This is a genomic window from Paenalcaligenes sp. Me52 (assembly GCF_050487965.1).
Lineage (GTDB): Bacteria > Pseudomonadota > Gammaproteobacteria > Burkholderiales > Burkholderiaceae_B > Paenalcaligenes.
The window spans coordinates 2,024,997-2,039,671 of record NZ_JBKQFO010000001.1 but is presented as its reverse complement, the minus strand read 5'-3'; the positions used below and the strand labels follow the sequence as shown (position 1 = coordinate 2,039,671).

General features: G+C 48.8%; 20 protein-coding genes and 1 tRNA gene. 15 read left to right on the top strand and 6 right to left on the bottom strand.

Going from position 1 to position 14,675, the window contains the following annotated elements:
* Position 1: 1 nt before the first annotated feature.
* The 12 genes from ACLO87_RS09680 to ACLO87_RS09625 all read left to right on the top strand — a co-directional run bounded on the left by ACLO87_RS09680 (position 2) and on the right by ACLO87_RS09625 (position 9,387).
* Positions 2-817: a uroporphyrinogen-III synthase gene (locus tag ACLO87_RS09680; protein WP_430223544.1), complete on the top strand. Its 816-nt coding sequence runs from the start codon at positions 2-4 to the stop codon at positions 815-817.
* A 17-nt stretch (positions 818-834) separates the two neighbouring features.
* Positions 835-2,193, top strand: a complete 1,359-nt coding sequence (locus ACLO87_RS09675) for a uroporphyrinogen-III C-methyltransferase (protein ID WP_135866084.1) — start codon at positions 835-837, stop codon at positions 2,191-2,193.
* Positions 2,194-2,196: 3 nt separating this feature from the next.
* The gene (locus ACLO87_RS09670; RefSeq protein ID WP_430223543.1) at positions 2,197-3,699 is read left to right on the top strand and encodes a heme biosynthesis HemY N-terminal domain-containing protein; all 1,503 of its coding nucleotides are present in this window, start codon (positions 2,197-2,199) and stop codon (positions 3,697-3,699) included.
* A 21-nt stretch (positions 3,700-3,720) separates the two neighbouring features.
* Positions 3,721-4,257, top strand: a complete 537-nt coding sequence (gene ppa / locus ACLO87_RS09665) for an inorganic diphosphatase (protein ID WP_135867027.1) — start codon at positions 3,721-3,723, stop codon at positions 4,255-4,257.
* Between the two features lies 1 nt (position 4,258).
* Entirely contained in the window at positions 4,259-4,960 is a 702-nt protein-coding gene (locus tag ACLO87_RS09660) for a fumarylacetoacetate hydrolase family protein (RefSeq protein ID WP_430223542.1), read from the top strand.
* A 68-nt stretch (positions 4,961-5,028) separates the two neighbouring features.
* Complete coding sequence (locus tag ACLO87_RS09655) at positions 5,029-6,228, top strand: MFS transporter (RefSeq protein WP_430223541.1); 1,200 nt, start codon at positions 5,029-5,031, stop codon at positions 6,226-6,228.
* 137 nt (positions 6,229-6,365) lie between these two features.
* The gene (locus ACLO87_RS09650; protein ID WP_430223540.1) at positions 6,366-6,776 is read left to right on the top strand and encodes a hypothetical protein; all 411 of its coding nucleotides are present in this window, start codon (positions 6,366-6,368) and stop codon (positions 6,774-6,776) included.
* Between the two features lie 120 nt (positions 6,777-6,896).
* Positions 6,897-7,247, top strand: a complete 351-nt coding sequence (locus ACLO87_RS09645) for a hypothetical protein (protein ID WP_135866739.1) — start codon at positions 6,897-6,899, stop codon at positions 7,245-7,247.
* 74 nt (positions 7,248-7,321) lie between these two features.
* Entirely contained in the window at positions 7,322-8,185 is an 864-nt protein-coding gene (locus ACLO87_RS09640) for a hypothetical protein (RefSeq protein WP_430223539.1), read from the top strand.
* A 116-nt stretch (positions 8,186-8,301) separates the two neighbouring features.
* Positions 8,302-8,526 (top strand): putative hemolysin, encoded by a 225-nt coding sequence (locus tag ACLO87_RS09635; RefSeq protein WP_430223538.1) that lies wholly within the window; start codon positions 8,302-8,304, stop codon positions 8,524-8,526.
* A 123-nt stretch (positions 8,527-8,649) separates the two neighbouring features.
* Positions 8,650-8,726 (top strand) — tRNA-Met (locus ACLO87_RS09630).
* Between the two features lie 376 nt (positions 8,727-9,102).
* On the top strand, positions 9,103-9,387 hold the full coding sequence (locus tag ACLO87_RS09625) for a hypothetical protein (RefSeq protein WP_430223537.1): 285 nt from the start codon (positions 9,103-9,105) through the stop codon (positions 9,385-9,387).
* Positions 9,388-9,600: 213 nt separating this feature from the next.
* Here the strand turns inward: ACLO87_RS09625 and ACLO87_RS09620 are convergent, their stop codons facing one another.
* Positions 9,601-10,470: a tyrosine-type recombinase/integrase gene (locus ACLO87_RS09620; protein ID WP_430223536.1), complete on the bottom strand. Its 870-nt coding sequence runs from the start codon at positions 10,468-10,470 to the stop codon at positions 9,601-9,603.
* A 22-nt stretch (positions 10,471-10,492) separates the two neighbouring features.
* Positions 10,493-10,756: a DUF4224 domain-containing protein gene (locus ACLO87_RS09615; RefSeq protein ID WP_135865856.1), complete on the bottom strand. Its 264-nt coding sequence runs from the start codon at positions 10,754-10,756 to the stop codon at positions 10,493-10,495.
* Positions 10,757-11,013: 257 nt separating this feature from the next.
* On the opposite strand from ACLO87_RS09615, the gene ACLO87_RS09610 reads away from it, so the two are divergent.
* Positions 11,014-11,286 carry a DUF1488 family protein gene (locus ACLO87_RS09610; protein WP_168246889.1) on the top strand — a complete coding sequence of 91 codons (273 nt, stop codon included), beginning with the start codon at positions 11,014-11,016 and terminating at the stop codon, positions 11,284-11,286.
* A 437-nt stretch (positions 11,287-11,723) separates the two neighbouring features.
* Complete coding sequence (locus ACLO87_RS09605) at positions 11,724-12,026, top strand: hypothetical protein (RefSeq protein ID WP_135865859.1); 303 nt, start codon at positions 11,724-11,726, stop codon at positions 12,024-12,026.
* 9 nt (positions 12,027-12,035) lie between these two features.
* Here ACLO87_RS09605 and ACLO87_RS09600 read toward each other — a convergent pair whose 3' ends face one another.
* From ACLO87_RS09600 to ACLO87_RS09585, 4 genes are read right to left on the bottom strand one after another with little or no spacing between them, the layout of a single operon-like run.
* On the bottom strand, positions 12,036-12,746 hold the full coding sequence (locus tag ACLO87_RS09600; protein WP_135865861.1) for a hypothetical protein: 711 nt from the start codon (positions 12,744-12,746) through the stop codon (positions 12,036-12,038).
* A 7-nt stretch (positions 12,747-12,753) separates the two neighbouring features.
* Positions 12,754-13,242, bottom strand: a complete 489-nt coding sequence (locus tag ACLO87_RS09595) for a class I SAM-dependent methyltransferase (RefSeq protein ID WP_430223535.1) — start codon at positions 13,240-13,242, stop codon at positions 12,754-12,756.
* On the bottom strand, positions 13,239-13,520 hold the full coding sequence (locus ACLO87_RS09590; RefSeq protein WP_430223534.1) for an ASCH domain-containing protein: 282 nt from the start codon (positions 13,518-13,520) through the stop codon (positions 13,239-13,241). Before ACLO87_RS09590 ends, ACLO87_RS09595 begins: the two co-directional genes overlap by 4 nt.
* Complete coding sequence (locus ACLO87_RS09585; protein WP_430223533.1) at positions 13,517-13,939, bottom strand: hypothetical protein; 423 nt, start codon at positions 13,937-13,939, stop codon at positions 13,517-13,519. The genes ACLO87_RS09590 and ACLO87_RS09585 overlap by 4 nt, the downstream gene beginning before the upstream one ends.
* A 269-nt stretch (positions 13,940-14,208) precedes the next feature.
* On the opposite strand from ACLO87_RS09585, the gene ACLO87_RS09580 reads away from it, so the two are divergent.
* On the top strand, positions 14,209-14,619 hold the full coding sequence (locus ACLO87_RS09580; RefSeq protein WP_135865867.1) for a hypothetical protein: 411 nt from the start codon (positions 14,209-14,211) through the stop codon (positions 14,617-14,619).
* Positions 14,620-14,675 lie beyond the last annotated feature (56 nt).

Here is a 14,675-nt window from a genome sequence, read left to right as displayed (position 1 = left end):
CGTGAGCGAGGGGCGTTCTGCTACCGCCATACTGACTCGTCCAGAAGGCCGTAACCAAGCCTTGCAGGAGGCCTTGCAGCAGCAGGGCTTGCAAAGCTTGGTACTACCTGCCTTAGTGCTAGAAGAGCAGCACCATAATTTCGACCCTCTTATTCATCACCCATCTAAATTTGATGTGGTGGTGTTTGTCAGCAGCCAAGCGGCACTCAGTTACCTCAATATCATTGCGCAGCACGGCATTGTTTGGCCAGATAGCGTACGAGTAGCTGGGGTGGGGCAGGCGAGCATTGTGCCGTTTCGTGAACAGCGCGTGGTATCGGAACAACTGTTGCTGTACCCCGCTAGTCATACAGCACAAGATTCCGAGGCATTATGGCAAGTGTTGCAACCTCATCTCTCAGCACTCAGTAATGTGCTTGTAGTGCGCGGCCAAAAAGGCCGTGAATGGTTAGGTGCTGCACTAGAGGCAGAAGGAAAGCAGGTACAGCGTTTAACAGTCTATCAGCGCCAACCAGTGCTATGGACAGGCAATGAAGTCGTGCAGTTGCAGCAGGCTTTGTCGGCTACACAATGCTCCATCTTATTTAGCAGTTCCGAAAGTGTCACAGCGATTTTGGATAACATGTGCCGCCTGGGTTTAGAGCAGTATTGGGCCAAGGTAGGTGGTGTAGTCATTCACGAACGCATAGGGAAACGACTACAATCGGAACAAGAGAAGCGGAATTTGGCCCCGCTACATAGGCTGCGTTATGCTTCACCTAGTGTGGAGTCCATGTGCGCGGCCTTTAGTGAGCTGGCCAGCGTCAACAAAACGTAATCGGATTACATCTTGCTATGACAGATAAAACAGAGAAAACACCTGAAATCGATCCGTCTCAGCCCGAGAAGGCCACTGTGCAGGATACGCCTGCCACAGTAGCCGCTGAGCATACCGGCAAGAAAAGCACCTATTTTTCGCAGAATGACACTGCCAAGCAACAGCCAGCTGCTAAAAGCAAGCATGGCTTAACGGTATTGGCAGCAGCGATTGTGTTGGCATTGGTTGGTGGCGGTGTATGGTATGGCCAGCAACAGCAACAAAAAGACTACGTTGACCTTGAGCGTCAATTGCAGGCCAATATTCAGGCTAGCAACAAAGCGGTAGATCAAGTGCAGCAGGTGCAGTCCCAGTTACGTGACCTGCAACAAAAATACCAACAATTGCAGCGTGAACTGGCTGACAGCCAAGAGCGCACGCAAGATCTGCACCAAGCCTTTCAAACACTCACGGATGCAGGCGGGCAACAAGCTCTGTTGAATGACGTAGAGCATCTGGTGAATTTGGCTCAGCAGCAATTGTTGATAGGCGGCAACGTCAATAATGCCATTGTGTCCATGGAAACAGCACAAGCGCGTTTGGCTCGTGCCAATCGACCTACTCTGGCCTCGCTACAGCAAACCATTAACGGTGATCTGCAACGTTTGCGCGCCATTACTGTGGTCGATGTGTCCTCGCTATCCCGTCAATTAGATACCTTGCAGGCAGAGCTAAATCGCGCTGTGTTGCTGGCGCCTGATGCCGCGGTGGAAGCTGGGGAAGAAACCGTACCAGAACCTACTGTTCCAGAACCTGTGTTTACAGAAGAAACACCGTGGTGGGAACGTACTGCAAAACAAAGCTGGTACTGGGTAGAACGCGGCTGGGATGCTGTGTCTCAAGATTTGGGTGATCTGGTATCCGTACGCCGTATTGATGACGCGTCAGCCCTGTTGTTGTCACCTGAACAGGCTGATCGCTTGCGAGATAACCTGCGTTTGCGCATTACTACAGCGCGTTTGGCGTTGATGACAGGTCAACCGTTGGTGTGGCAGTCTGAAATGAATGCTGTGTTGGCTGTATTGCAGCAGCGTTTTGATGTGCAAACTGGCGCCGGTGCAGAAGCGCTGCAATTGACACGCAGTCTGCTCGAAACCCCCATTGTGACTCACTTGCCTACACTGGATAACAGCTTGCAAGCATTGGAGTCCATGATGCAGAAAGAAGCTGTAGACGATGCGGCAACTGCAAATGAGGCTGATGAACCCGCCGAAGCGGGCACAGAGGCAGTGGAGCAAGAGGAAGCAGGGGATGCAGTAGAAGGTCAGCCTGACGCCACTACTGATAATGCGACTCAAGCTGCATTGCGCACACTGGCCACCCCTTTTCAAGGATAAGTCATGAGAGCCTGGATTTGGACGCTGGTAGTATTAATTGCGGCGGTGACTCTGGCGCTGGTACTGCGTGAGCACAGCGGGAACGTGGTGGTGTTGGTGCCGCCATATCGTGTGTCGTTCGGCTTGAATTTTGCCGTGGTCGCTGCAATCGTTATTTTTATCGTCTTGTATGTGACACTGCGTTTTATCAGTTGGATTTCCGGTAGCCCTGAACGCTTCCGCTTGTGGCGTGGTCGTAGAGCACAAAACCGTGACCGAGCTTTGCTGGAAAGTGGGTGGTTAAATGTGCTGGAAGGCCGATACGATCAAGCCGAGAAAGATCTCTCTAAGTTGTTGGCTAAAACACGTTCGCACAGCAGTCGTGTGTTGGCAGGTTTGGCCAGCGCTCGAGCCGCTCATAATCAAGGTGAATATCAGCGCCGCGATGAGCAATTCAAACAAGTACAAGATGAAGCCGCTAAAGACGAACGCCTGAAAGTGGCGGCCGCAACAGCGATGGCTGAAATGTGGTTGGATCAAGGGAATCCTCAAGAAGCTGTCGCGTTGTTGCAGCCTTTGCAAGACGTCAATGCACGCTTTTTGCACACGACTCGCTTGCTGTTACGTGCGTACCGTCAGTTAGGTCAACACGATCAAGTGTATGAGCTGACTCGTCTCTTGGTGCGTCGTAGTGCCATCGACCGAGACGAAGCTCTAGCTGCTATAGAAGAAGCTGCTGCAGCACGCATTAAAGCGGGTGGCATTGAGCAGTTTAAAACGGTTTGGAGCGATCTGCGTGCCGACGAAAAAACACTGCCTATAGTGGCATTGGCAGCGGCACAAGTGAAAGCCGAGGCCGATGAATACGACGATGCAGCTCGTATTCTAGAAGCCGCTATCAATGTGCGTTTCGAACCGTCATTGATCATGGCCTATGCGAATTGCACGCCTGAACACTATGCACGTCGTTTGAGCAAAGCCGAAGAATGGCTACGCAAGTACCCTAATGATGCCGATTTGTTGGCTGCATTAGGTCAGTTGTGTTTGACTGGCCAGTTGTGGGGGCAGGGCGAACACTACCTGAAACGCAGCATGAAAATCCGCAACGACATGCGCATTCATGCGCTGTTGGGTAACTTGTACGATGGTTTAGGCCGCAGCCAAGATGCCATGCGTCATTGGCAACTGGCTTCTGCAGTGGTTGTGGGGGCGTTGCCTAGCGTGCGTACTAGCCGCTCGTTACCCGCAGCCGACACCCAAGCTGATCCTGATATTGTCGATACAGCATTTGTACCTGATGCCGTGATCGCTGATCCAGCGGATGAGCAACCTATGGCAGCCAGTGCCGCTGATTTTTATTCTGACGATCCAGCTAGCCCAACACCGGCAGTTGACGTGATAACTCCATCTTCCACAACACCGGCAGCAAGCTCATCTAACGATGACGACGAGTATTTTGACTCGGCTCTGCCGCCAGGAGTGGATACCAGCATTATTTCTGACCGCCCTGATCGCAGGGTTGATTAATCATTATTTGAAGGTTCGCTCATGAGCTTAAATCTCGTCACCCCAGGTGCTAATGCACCGGAAGAGTTCAACGTCATCATCGAAATTCCTATGAATTCCGATCCAGTGAAGTACGAAGTGGACGACGAAACTGGTGCGATCTTTGTAGATCGTTTCATGCTGGCCGCTATGCACTACCCAGTGAACTACGGTTACGTGCCACAAACTATCGCTGACGATGGAGATCCAGCTGATGTGTTGGTATTGGCTCCATTCCCAATCCAAATTGGTGCAGTGGTGAAATGCCGTGCGATTGGCGTATTGATGATGGAAGATGAAGGTGGTGGCGATTCCAAAGTATTGGCTGTACCAGTAACTAAACTGTACCCCCCATACCGTCACATCAATGGTCCAGATGATTTGCCAGAAGAAGAGTTGGCTCGTCTGAAACACTTCTTTGAGCGTTACAAAGACCTGGAAAAAGGCAAATGGGTCAAAGTAAACGGTTGGGAAGGTGTTGAATCCGCAAAACGCGAAATCTCCAACAGCATCGCTCGCTTCCAAGAAGGACAAAAATAAAATGACTTGGGCAATCCAACCACAGGACGTTGTTGGGCTAGAGGTGACAGGTAGTGAGCAGCGTTTTCCGGTGAACCGTATTTTTTGTGTAGGCCGGAACTACGCTGAGCACGCTCAGGAAATGGGTCATAGCGGTCGCGAAGACCCATTCTTCTTTGCCAAGCCAGCAGGTGCCGTATGGGCCATGGGTACTGATTCAGCCCCCGTATGGCCTTATCCGGTACAAAGCCAAGATGTACACCACGAAGTAGAGCTTGTGGTGGCATTGGGCTCTGGCGGCAAGAACCTTAGCCTAGAGCAAGCTGAACAGAGCATTTGGGGTTATGCCATTGGTTTGGACATGACCCAACGCGACGTGCAGACGCAGTTGAAAAAACAAGGTAGACCTTGGGAAGTAGGTAAAGCATTTGATGCATCTGCTCCTATGGGGCCTTTGCACCCACGTGCGGCGCTTGGTGTGCTGACCAAAGGGGCTATCAGCTTGGATATCAATGGTGAGCGTAGACAATCTGGTGATATTAACCAGATGATCTGGCCTATCGTTGAAACCATTGCCTACTTGTCTACGCGCTTTACTTTGCAAGCAGGTGACTTGATCATGACAGGTACGCCAGCAGGCGTAGGCCCTGTGCAGGTCGGTGACGTGCTGACGGCAACGGTAGAGGGGTTAGGCAGCGTACAGTTAACTGTAGGGCGTTCGTAACTAGCGAATGCTACAGTAGCAACCCGGTTTTGCAGCACAGCTCAACCGGGTTTTTTTATGGATGACACATGAAGCACGCAACACAGCAACGTGGTTGGAAAGCAGTACCGGGCGGCGTTTGGGCACTAGGCTTTGTCTCTATGTTGATGGATATTTCATCAGAAATGATCCACGCTTTATTACCTATCTACATGGTAACGGTGCTGGGGACATCAGCACTTAGTGTGGGCTTTATTGAAGGTATAGCCGAGGCAGTGGCGTCCATCACTAAAGTGTTCTCTGGGGCGGTAAGTGACAGGTTAGGCAAACGCAAGATTTTGGCGGTATGTGGTTATGGCTTGGGCGCCTTAACCAAACCAGTCTTTCCCTTGGCAGGCACCTTAGGGTGGCTGGTAGGAGCAAGGTTCGTAGATCGTATAGGCAAAGGCATACGTGGTGCGCCACGCGATGCGCTGGTAGCGGATATTACGCCTGCTGAATTACGCGGTGCCGCCTTTGGCTTACGCCAAACCTTAGACACTATAGGTGCATTCTTAGGGCCTTTGCTGGCCATAGGGTTGATGTGGCTCACTGCAGATTCTTTCCAAAGCGTATTTTGGATTGCAGTCATTCCAGCATTTTTAGCGGTATTTGTGCTGATTGTGTATGTCAAAGATCCTGCGCCAGGATCATTGAAAAAAGATCCTAAAAAGGTCTTGAAATGGCGTGATTTAGTGAAGTTGGGCAGTGATTACTGGTGGGTGGCCGGTGTAGGGGGCGTATTTGCCTTAGCGCGTTTCAGCGAAGCTTTCTTGATTTTGCGCGCCGAGGCAGTAGGCATAGAAATTATGTGGACGCCCATAGTGCTAGTGTTGATGAGTCTAGCGTTTTCGGTCTCTGCGTATCCCGCTGGCGCCTTATCTGATCGCATCAATAGAATCAGCGTGTTGGGCATAGGTTTGACGCTATTGATTGCAGCTGACGTAGTGATTGCGTTAGTGCCGGGCTTAACCGGTTTGCTAGTAGGTGTAGTGCTATGGGGGCTGCACATGGGCTTTACCCAAGGGTTGTTTGCCGCCTTGATTGCCGATTGCGCACCAACAGAATTGCGCGGTACAGCTTTTGGTATGTTCAACCTGTTAACGGGTATTGCGTTATTTATTGCCAGTGTAGTGGCCGGTTTGTTGTGGGACGTGGTGGGCTTCCAAGGCACGTTCTTGGTAGGGGCGGGCTTTGCTGTACTGACGGCAGTAGGGTTGGTGGCATTAAAACGCAAAACGTCCTTATAACGCTGTAAGTATTACCGTGTCGCAACACCCGGAAACCATGCCTAGTCATAGTGCATGGTTTCTTTATTTGGCTACGTGTAAAGTAAAGAGATAGTGAGCATATCAATGGGTTTCTATAGGCCAGAGGGGCATTTAGCATGAACGTAGTCGTACAAGAAGAAACCACCGGGTGTGGTATTGCATCGGTCGCCAATATTTTGGGTAAAACATACGCGGAAATGAAGGCTACTGCCAATGCGATGGGCATCTACGCGGAAGACACGTCGCTGTGGTCAGATACTCACTATGTACGTAGGCTACTCAGTCATGCAGGCATCAAAACTTCTGCAGATGAGCTACCTTTTGAATCGTGGGAAACACTGCCCAATACTGCGTTGCTATCCATTAAACACCACCAAGAAAATGGGAAAGACTTCTGGCATTGGGTAGTGTTTAAACGTGCCCAAGGCGAAGCTGCTGTGTTGGATTCTGCTAGTTATTTACCGTCGAATATACGTAAAGATTTTGATGATATGCAGCCTAAGTGGTTTATTGCCGTAGACGCGTAGCTCGTCGCTAAGGTTGTTATTCGTTGCAGAGCGTGACGATCTTGTCATGTGCATACGCAGGTCTGCGCTGTATACTGAGCCACTTTTTAGGTAAACGACTAACGCGGGCTAGGGGTATACATGTTTTCTAGGATATTTGGTTCACTGGATAGAACCTATTTGATTAGAGCGTATTGCGTAGGTGCTCTGTATTTTGCCTTGTTTCTATTCATGGAAAACAATATAGGGTGGAGCACCAATGGGCTGTGGAATCGCATTATTCCTGGTGTGGTTTGCTTAATCCTTTTCCCATTTTCCAAATTGGTGTACGACGAACTAAAACGCTTTGTGTTTGGCGATAACGTTTTCTACATCAACACGTGGGTGATGTTGGTAGGGAAGATCATCATTAACCTAGTCTTGTTTGTGATGGCGTGGATTATTGCTCCAGTAGGTATTGCCTACATTTGGTTCAAAACACGCGGGCGTTAATGCTACGGACAATAGGTAGCCTGCCCTAGGCGTATCTGCTAACCCTTCCTAACTGTACAAAAGGTTCGTTTCGCATGACACCCAAGCTAATGCGTGTACTACGCAAGCTGTATAAGTATCAAAATGGTGAGTACGATGCAGAGCGTCGTGTGTCTATCTACAATGAGCAAATACTGAGCGATAAAGAGCGCGATATTTTGCAAGAGCATCAGTGGCAAAGTAATACCATCACGTATTTTGCTGATCATAATGATGTGATTGGAAAACTGCTGTCGCTAAAAAACAGTCCCGAAATCACGCAAGAACGCATACTGACTACTTTCATTGCGGGAGTCGGCGGCAGCTATTTGCGAGGGCGATCGGTACTATCGGCATGGTACAAACTGAGTAATATTGCTGCCCATCATTATCTAGAGAGGCCCGAATACCGTTGTTGCTGGGTGTGTGCTGACTATAACGAACCTAAATGTTTGCATGACTCCCATTTTCAGTACTGTTTGTATGCAGGGAATGCTTACAGTAGTACGCCTACCTACGCATATTTGAACTTAACCCATTTGTTAACTCAGCCAGCAGTGGTCGCGACAGCAGAGGATAAACAGGCCTTTCTCAGCTTGATTGATTTGCTGCGCAATGCGCCTGATGACGAGACGCCTGGACAGTTTGAAAAACGCTTAACTGCAGCGAAGATTATCAAGGGTGATGTCCATACTAAACGCGGCATACTAGATAGTTTGGCAAGGCTAGGCGTGATACCCAATCAGTTCATTGTGTTAAGCGATAGTGCATGGGCTAACTTTGGAGACATCGTGAGTTGTGAAAATCAGCTGAAGAACACTAAAGGGCGATCGGATATGGAAATGCCCTGGGCTGGTTGGAAAGGGCATTTAAAAGTCGACGAGTCTCAATTACATAAGCTGTTTGGCGTATACATGTAAAGAGCGGGGTTGTTAGCAATAGGGTGGGTTTCATATCATACTGATTTGGTGATATTCGTCACATGTATTGTTGCTAGCAGTGCTATACCCATCACATAGTATTTTGAGGAGCAATTATGTACCGCATTGGAATAGTAGTTGCAGCAGTGTTATTGGCAGGCTGTGCGCCAATAGAGCAAAAAGCCGGTATGGCGAACCCGGCTTCTGCCTATTGTGTGGATATGGGTGGGACAGTAAGCATTCAAGGCCAAGCGGGTGGGCAAGTGGGGATCTGCACCTTGCCAGATGGTAGCGTGGCCGAAGAGTGGGAGCTTTTCAGGCGTAATAACCCTCAAAACTAAGATAATCACTTTAGTGCTTGACAGGATATCTTTTAGGCCTCATAATACTGTCTATCGATACAGTAATGGTTGATAAAGATTTTTAAAGCCTCGCTTTTGTGGCGAGGTTTTTATTTGGTCAGACGCGGGATGGAGCAGCATGGTAGCTCGTCGGGCTCATAACCCGAAGGTCGTAGGTTCAAATCCTGCTCCCGCAACCAATAAGAAACCCCAGCATGAGAAATCATGCTGGGGTTTTTCTTTTTCTACTGCCAACTGTCTTAGCGTTAATTAGTTTGGCGGTATTTCTTAGCTTTCATATGATTTTTCTATTTAATATGGACTGCTAATAAGGGTTCTTAATAATGCGACGGTTGCTTTTGCCATGATGTGTCATAAGTTACTGTGCTGGGACAGTATATAGAGTAATAAGATGTTATTTATAGGCTGTAGCTGTTTTGTTTTGACTTCAAATGATACATAATAGTAACCGCATGTTTTTTCATTCTTGAGAAGGAATGGAAAACTTTACGCCACCAGTCCGAAAGGGTTGGTGGCGTTTTTTCTTGTCTAAACGTCTGCATAAGCTTTGTAGCAATGACACACTATAAGGCTGTGGTTCTATGGGTGGCAGTGAAGGATAACAAACCATCAACCACCATTGGTTATTGTGTGAACTACGATGTGAATAGAGTGGAGAATGCTAGGCCCACCTCTCAAGATGCTACAGGCAATGTCCAAGAACATTTTATTTATGTAGCAAAAGATAAGCCCGTATCGGCAACCACAGCTAATGCAGACTTCGTTAAACGCATGTGTGGTGAAGACTTCTTTAATCGGTATAAAAAGCCAAACCCTAGCACCCCCGCTTCCTTAATTTAGTCCCCTACATCACTTTATCCGCCCTCAATCTTACGAATTGAGGAGGGCGCTGCTTTGTTCCAAACTGCTGCTACAGACAACAGGAGAGTCGTATGACAGCAGAAAAGAAACAAAGCGGACAAGGGATGGTCGAGTACATGACCTATTTTTAACCTATTGAAATATAGGGGGCTTTTTTGGGTTTTGTCTAAGATTCTAAAACCTGTCTAATACTTAGACGTTTTTACCTTGCTTTCTGGTGGGGCCAGAAACAACCTGAATGGTCTTATCACGCAGGTAAATTTGGGTGGTTTTTCTGTCGGTATGACCTAGCAAGAGCATCGGGTCTTTACCTTCACGGTCAGCGTCAGTGCCTGACATTGCCCGGAGGTCGTGCAGCGTTACGTTTTCTACACCAGCCTTAGCTGCGCTTTCTTTGAAAAACCGCCATACGTTTGTGTGTCGTCGCGCAGTGCCCTTGTATGTAGGCACTATAAACTCAGATGAAGGATTCTTCGTGATGAGGGCAGCTCTTTCTATTGTAGCCTGTAAGCCTTCAGACCATCCTACAGTTAGTTTTTTACCTGTTTTTTGCTGCTCGAAGTAGATGCCTTCCTCTGTTATGTCGGCGTAGCGGATGGTTAGCACATCGCCAATCCGTTGCCCTGTGTAGTAACAGAGGTCCATAACAACCTGTAGCCAGTCCGGTGCTGCTGCATGAATCTTGTCGAACTCATCTTGTGTAATGAGGCGATCGCGTGATTCCGTGGTCAGGCGTTTCACTGACTCACAGGGGTTTCTATCTACTATTTCGCGGTCAAGTGCCCATTGAAAAATCTGCTTTAAAACTGTTAGCAGTCGATTGGCAGTTGCTGGGCTGTGCCGCCATACATCAAGCATTTGCACTACGCTGCCATGGGTTACTTGCTCCGGAGTAAATTCAGCAAACATTTCTTTAAGGATTCGTTCGCAATACTGATACTGCTTACGTGTGGAGGGGGCGACTTTTTCAGAGATGAATGGCATGGCTTTGGTGATAAGCGATGCTACACCTTCTTTTGGAATGGCAACAATGCGGGCGTGGGCAACCAGTGCATCGTGCAAATTGTCCCCCAGGCGTGTCCACTTATTGTTTTTGACATAGTAATAAGCCCCGTGCTTTAGGTATACGCAGGCGGGGAGGTGCCGATTGTGTTTCTTTGGGCGCATAGCCTAACTCCACTTCAATAACAGCTTTAAGCACTACAAGTGAACCATCAGGGCGAATACGGAATGGGATGCCCATTTGTGTGAGCACCTCAATTCGCCCTTTGTTGCGGGTCTTCCCTGTGATTTCTGTTAACTCAGGGTCATTTAGCGTAAGTGAGTTTTTCCTTACTCTGGTGCTCATAATAGCTTTGTCCTTTAGATATCATGGCGTATCCAATAAAAACCCCGCAGCTGCGGGGCGTTAGTCTGTGTCTGTTGTTGGGGGGGATTTGTATTTAGTTACATTTGATGTGCGGTGTATAAAAAGTTGCTAAGTAGACTATTGCTGAGCCTTACAGTTGAGGTTCTAAGTCACGCATTTAAATCACAATAACCCTTTCATTTATGCTGCTGTCCAGATATGAGCTTTGGGCAGATATTTGGTTTCAAGAGGTGAGTATGCAGACGTTAGTAGCGAAATATGAGGATGACCCGCCCGGGGTGGTGTTTACATTTCTTGTTTCAGGTGAAAAAGTGTGGGGCTGGGTGCCTCAGGACAAGCTGGAGGTTTTAGCTGGGCAGCAATTGAGTATTCAGGGCTGCATAGAGACATACCACACTCATAGAGACAAAATTCAACGCTTCGTACTCAAACAAAAACAGCAGCAAGAGTCCCGCCAAGAAAGCCTGACGTCTAGGCTAATAAAAGGCTTATTGGAAGCTTGGCGATAAAAAGCAAGGACCTGTATCTCTAAGCGTCACTTTTTATAGGTGGAGAAAACGTAGGGTTTCGCGTTTGAAAGGCATCAGGTTTTGATGCCTTTTTTCATGGAAAAAGTAACAAGACCTCACCTATAAGCATCAAGTGTGGGTAACATAATATTAGATTGGTATCAGGTTTTGACTTTTAGACATCGCGTCATTGGGGGCGATATGTTCCATATCAGTCAGTGGTTGTTTCTTTGGTTGAGAGTTTTCGCCTTTTTTATATTGGTATTTTTACTCTACCTCCTTGTTCTGTTTATTTTCTTCCTATTGAAGAAGTGGAGAAAAAGAAGAGACTAGGGATACTCCACGTCTGACAAGTGGAGGGGGTAATGTTGTAGACTGTTCATCAGTTGGTGGAAATCATAATTTACGAGACTCTGTGTGCTGAAAAGGAGGGCCTCATGGGTGTGGATGAATCAGTTAAGTATCAAATAAGTCCGGCTCGAATCATATTTTCTTTTCATACTGCAGAAAACCAAAAGGTTATAGCGCAAGTGTCGCTTTATGCATTAGAAAGGCTGGTGGGTAGAGAGTTGCGCAATGCAGATATGTGCTTAGAGGCTTATGTATTGCACAAAGAGGCTATCCACTCTGTTGTTTTAGACAGGCGTGGCACTAGCGATAGTGAACTTATTACAGTGACACTACCTGATGTTCTGAAAATCAAACTAACGGCTAATGAGGCATCCTTAGATGCATCGTGAATTTCAGTTTTAAATCACACCATCTTCAGGCGGATGCACAGGGCAAGGCCATCGCAGTGAGCCGTCGCCAGAGCCTGGGCAGGTGCAAGCGCTAAGCGGTACAGAGGCAATGTAGATCGAAGCCTCGGCATCAGTGGCTAACGAGAATACGCGAGCCTCAACGCTGTATGGCGCACGCGGGATTTGTGGCGCAACAGGGGCGATAGGGGACATTGCAGCAACAGCGCGCATTAGTTGGCGAATAAACTCCGAAAGCGCAGTGTTGCTATAAAAGCCAACATGAGACAACGCACCTTCTTCGATCTTGTTAGCGATCACGCCGCATACTCTCAATGTCTCAGCGGGAACGGTAGGTGCGGCAGGGGTAGGGCTACTAACCTTTTCCAGCCAAGCCTTATATGCCTCAAGGTCGGTTGGTGCGCCGTACTGCAGGAAATTATCGGCTTTAAGTTTGCCTAGCTCGATGCGGTCTTGTTCCCGTTTCTCGTTGGTCACAAAATCATAGTGACGAGCAGCTGCATCAAGGACGGTGGATGCCTTTATGCCTACACCAAAACGGCCGCAGCCAATAGCCATGGGTCGATCAATCTTAGCGTGGGGGCGCTCAGCCAACTCTTTAGACAGCATGTCCATATCATCTGCATGCTGCTGGCGTTCGGTTTGGACTAGCTTCACCAGCTCAGGCTGGCTTAGGTTTTCGAGTGCTTGTATCTGTGTCATGTGTGCCTCATGGCTTAATAAAGGTGATCCAGTGGGTTTTGTTCAGCCGACCTGAGCGGTGGCCATATAAGGGGGCTACGTCGGTGCAGGCCAGAACATTACGCACAGGTATCTGTGTTTCGTTCCATTTGAAATTCAGCGTGCCGTGGGGGCGCAGTACGCGGAAGCACTCTGCAAACCCTAGGCGTAAATCGTCGCGCCAGTCGTCACCCAGCTTCCCGTACTTGGCCGCCATCCAGCTACGCTTGCCTGCCCGTACCAGGTGTGGCGGGTCAAAGGCAACGTGATAAAAGGTGTTATCGGGAAAGGGCAGCGCACGGAAGTCCATTTGCATGTCAGGGTGCACATGAATGGCCCTTGTGCCGTCCTCTTTGTGGGTGCGGTCGGTAACGATTAGGGATTCGTGCCGCATGTCGCCAAACAAACAGCGTTGGTCCTGGCGGTTGAACCACATCATGCGGCCACCGCAGCAGGGGTCTAAAACAGTAGCTGTCATTCCGGCCTCACGTCGATAGCGAACACCTGCACAGGCTCAGGGCCGAAATGCGGGTGAACGATGGTTTTGATGGTGTAGCCGCGCCAGGGCCGAACGATGCGGCGCTCGGTGTCGTCTTTGCGCGGGTATCCTAGCGTCAGGATGATGCGGTCGTAGGGGCCGCCACGGTGAAGCCGCTTGCACCAGTATTCGTTGCTGAGCCGGTATTCAAACCACTTTTCACCGGCCTTGATCTGCTCGAAGTATTCGCGCTTCAGGGGTAGGACCAAGTCACTCATGGCCTGTTATCCGTCTGGCACCGTGGGCAACATCCGCCCCAAAAGTTGGTCTCGGAAATAAATGAGCCGCAGCCCTGGCAGCGGACCTGTTCCTTTCGTCTGGGTTTTCTCTCAGCTAGGACAATCCCCGTCCCGGCCAGAGCCTCAGTGCGTTTGACGTACTGCATGTCCACGGCTGGCCGCGTCTTTGCGTCGATGTATTCCTTGGGCCAAGGGATGTCAGTCTCTCGGTTGTTGTGCATCGACTGGGCTTGTTCTTGGGTGTAAAGCTGGGCTTTCCTTAGGTCGGTGGTGTAGCCATTGCCGTTCAGCCCCCAAAACAGCATGTCGTTCCCAACGTAGCTGCGGCTATCTTGTACATAGAAGAGGTTGCTCATGGACTGGCTTGCGCACTCAGGCATGCTCAGGTTCTGACGCATTGACGGCCTCCGTTAGAGTTGGTTGAGAGTGGGTAAAGAAAAACCCCGGTTGAGTAAATCAGGCGGGGTTATGGGGTGTTGCTGTAGTAGTGATACTTCATAGGGGTGGGGGCCTATGCATTAGTCACAGAGGTTCGGTTATGATCCTTACGGGTATAGGCGAGAAATTCTTCATAGTTGGGCCCGCAACCGCAGCTTTCGGCCAGGAGCGGAAGCTCAGAAGATACAATTGATGGACTGTTTTGCAGACCTTACCTAAAGGTGTATTAATGACAGTGGCCCCTGCATTCTTTTTAGTTGGTGTGATCTTTGTAATAGCATTCGTTGTTATTACTTGTATTGCAGGCCTCGGCCTGTCTAGGCTAGGTAAGCAATACCCTAGCATCAAGTTACGCCGTCCATTATTAAGTATTTATCTAGTTGCGGGGCTCGCGTTTGTTCTTCACTTGGTTTTTGCTTTGCCACATATAGCTATATCATCGGTCGTCTCAACTTCTGTTAATTTGGTGCCACCTTATTATCTTTGTTTTTTTATTGTTGGCAGCATCGTTTTCAGCATACGCATGGAAGGCAACCATTCGGGAAAAAGAACTGCACTCTACGCTTCATGCTTATCCCTGGCATGTGTTCTTTTCTTCTATTTAATAGAAATGGCTTTCCTTTTTTACGCAACTCCTTAATCAAGGTTTACTTACGTCTCCGTGCCAGTGATGGTTTTCACACCCGGTCGGGTAAT

Bases quoted from the DNA above. Each gene is read 5' to 3' on its own strand.
- ACLO87_RS09580 (WP_135865867.1), top strand. From the start codon at position 14,209: ATGACAGTGGCCCCTGCATTCTTTTTAGTTGGTGTGATCTTTGTAATA.
- ACLO87_RS09595 (WP_430223535.1), bottom strand. From the start codon at position 13,242: ATGACAGCTACTGTTTTAGACCCCTGCTGCGGTGGCCGCATGATGTGG.
- ACLO87_RS09675 (WP_135866084.1), top strand. From the start codon at position 835: ATGACAGATAAAACAGAGAAAACACCTGAAATCGATCCGTCTCAGCCC.
- ACLO87_RS09615 (WP_135865856.1), bottom strand. From the start codon at position 10,756: ATGAGCACCAGAGTAAGGAAAAACTCACTTACGCTAAATGACCCTGAG.
- ACLO87_RS09670 (WP_430223543.1), top strand. From the start codon at position 2,197: ATGAGAGCCTGGATTTGGACGCTGGTAGTATTAATTGCGGCGGTGACT.
- ACLO87_RS09640 (WP_430223539.1), top strand. From the start codon at position 7,322: ATGACACCCAAGCTAATGCGTGTACTACGCAAGCTGTATAAGTATCAA.
- ACLO87_RS09635 (WP_430223538.1), top strand. From the start codon at position 8,302: ATGTACCGCATTGGAATAGTAGTTGCAGCAGTGTTATTGGCAGGCTGT.
- ACLO87_RS09590 (WP_430223534.1), bottom strand. From the start codon at position 13,520: ATGAGTGACTTGGTCCTACCCCTGAAGCGCGAATACTTCGAGCAGATC.
- ACLO87_RS09625 (WP_430223537.1), top strand. From the start codon at position 9,103: ATGACACACTATAAGGCTGTGGTTCTATGGGTGGCAGTGAAGGATAAC.
- ppa (WP_135867027.1), top strand. From the start codon at position 3,721: ATGAGCTTAAATCTCGTCACCCCAGGTGCTAATGCACCGGAAGAGTTC.
- ACLO87_RS09585 (WP_430223533.1), bottom strand. From the start codon at position 13,939: ATGCGTCAGAACCTGAGCATGCCTGAGTGCGCAAGCCAGTCCATGAGC.
- ACLO87_RS09645 (WP_135866739.1), top strand. From the start codon at position 6,897: ATGTTTTCTAGGATATTTGGTTCACTGGATAGAACCTATTTGATTAGA.
- ACLO87_RS09655 (WP_430223541.1), top strand. From the start codon at position 5,029: ATGAAGCACGCAACACAGCAACGTGGTTGGAAAGCAGTACCGGGCGGC.
- ACLO87_RS09605 (WP_135865859.1), top strand. From the start codon at position 11,724: ATGGGTGTGGATGAATCAGTTAAGTATCAAATAAGTCCGGCTCGAATC.
- ACLO87_RS09600 (WP_135865861.1), bottom strand. From the start codon at position 12,746: ATGACACAGATACAAGCACTCGAAAACCTAAGCCAGCCTGAGCTGGTG.
- ACLO87_RS09650 (WP_430223540.1), top strand. From the start codon at position 6,366: ATGAACGTAGTCGTACAAGAAGAAACCACCGGGTGTGGTATTGCATCG.
- ACLO87_RS09660 (WP_430223542.1), top strand. From the start codon at position 4,259: ATGACTTGGGCAATCCAACCACAGGACGTTGTTGGGCTAGAGGTGACA.
- ACLO87_RS09610 (WP_168246889.1), top strand. From the start codon at position 11,014: ATGCAGACGTTAGTAGCGAAATATGAGGATGACCCGCCCGGGGTGGTG.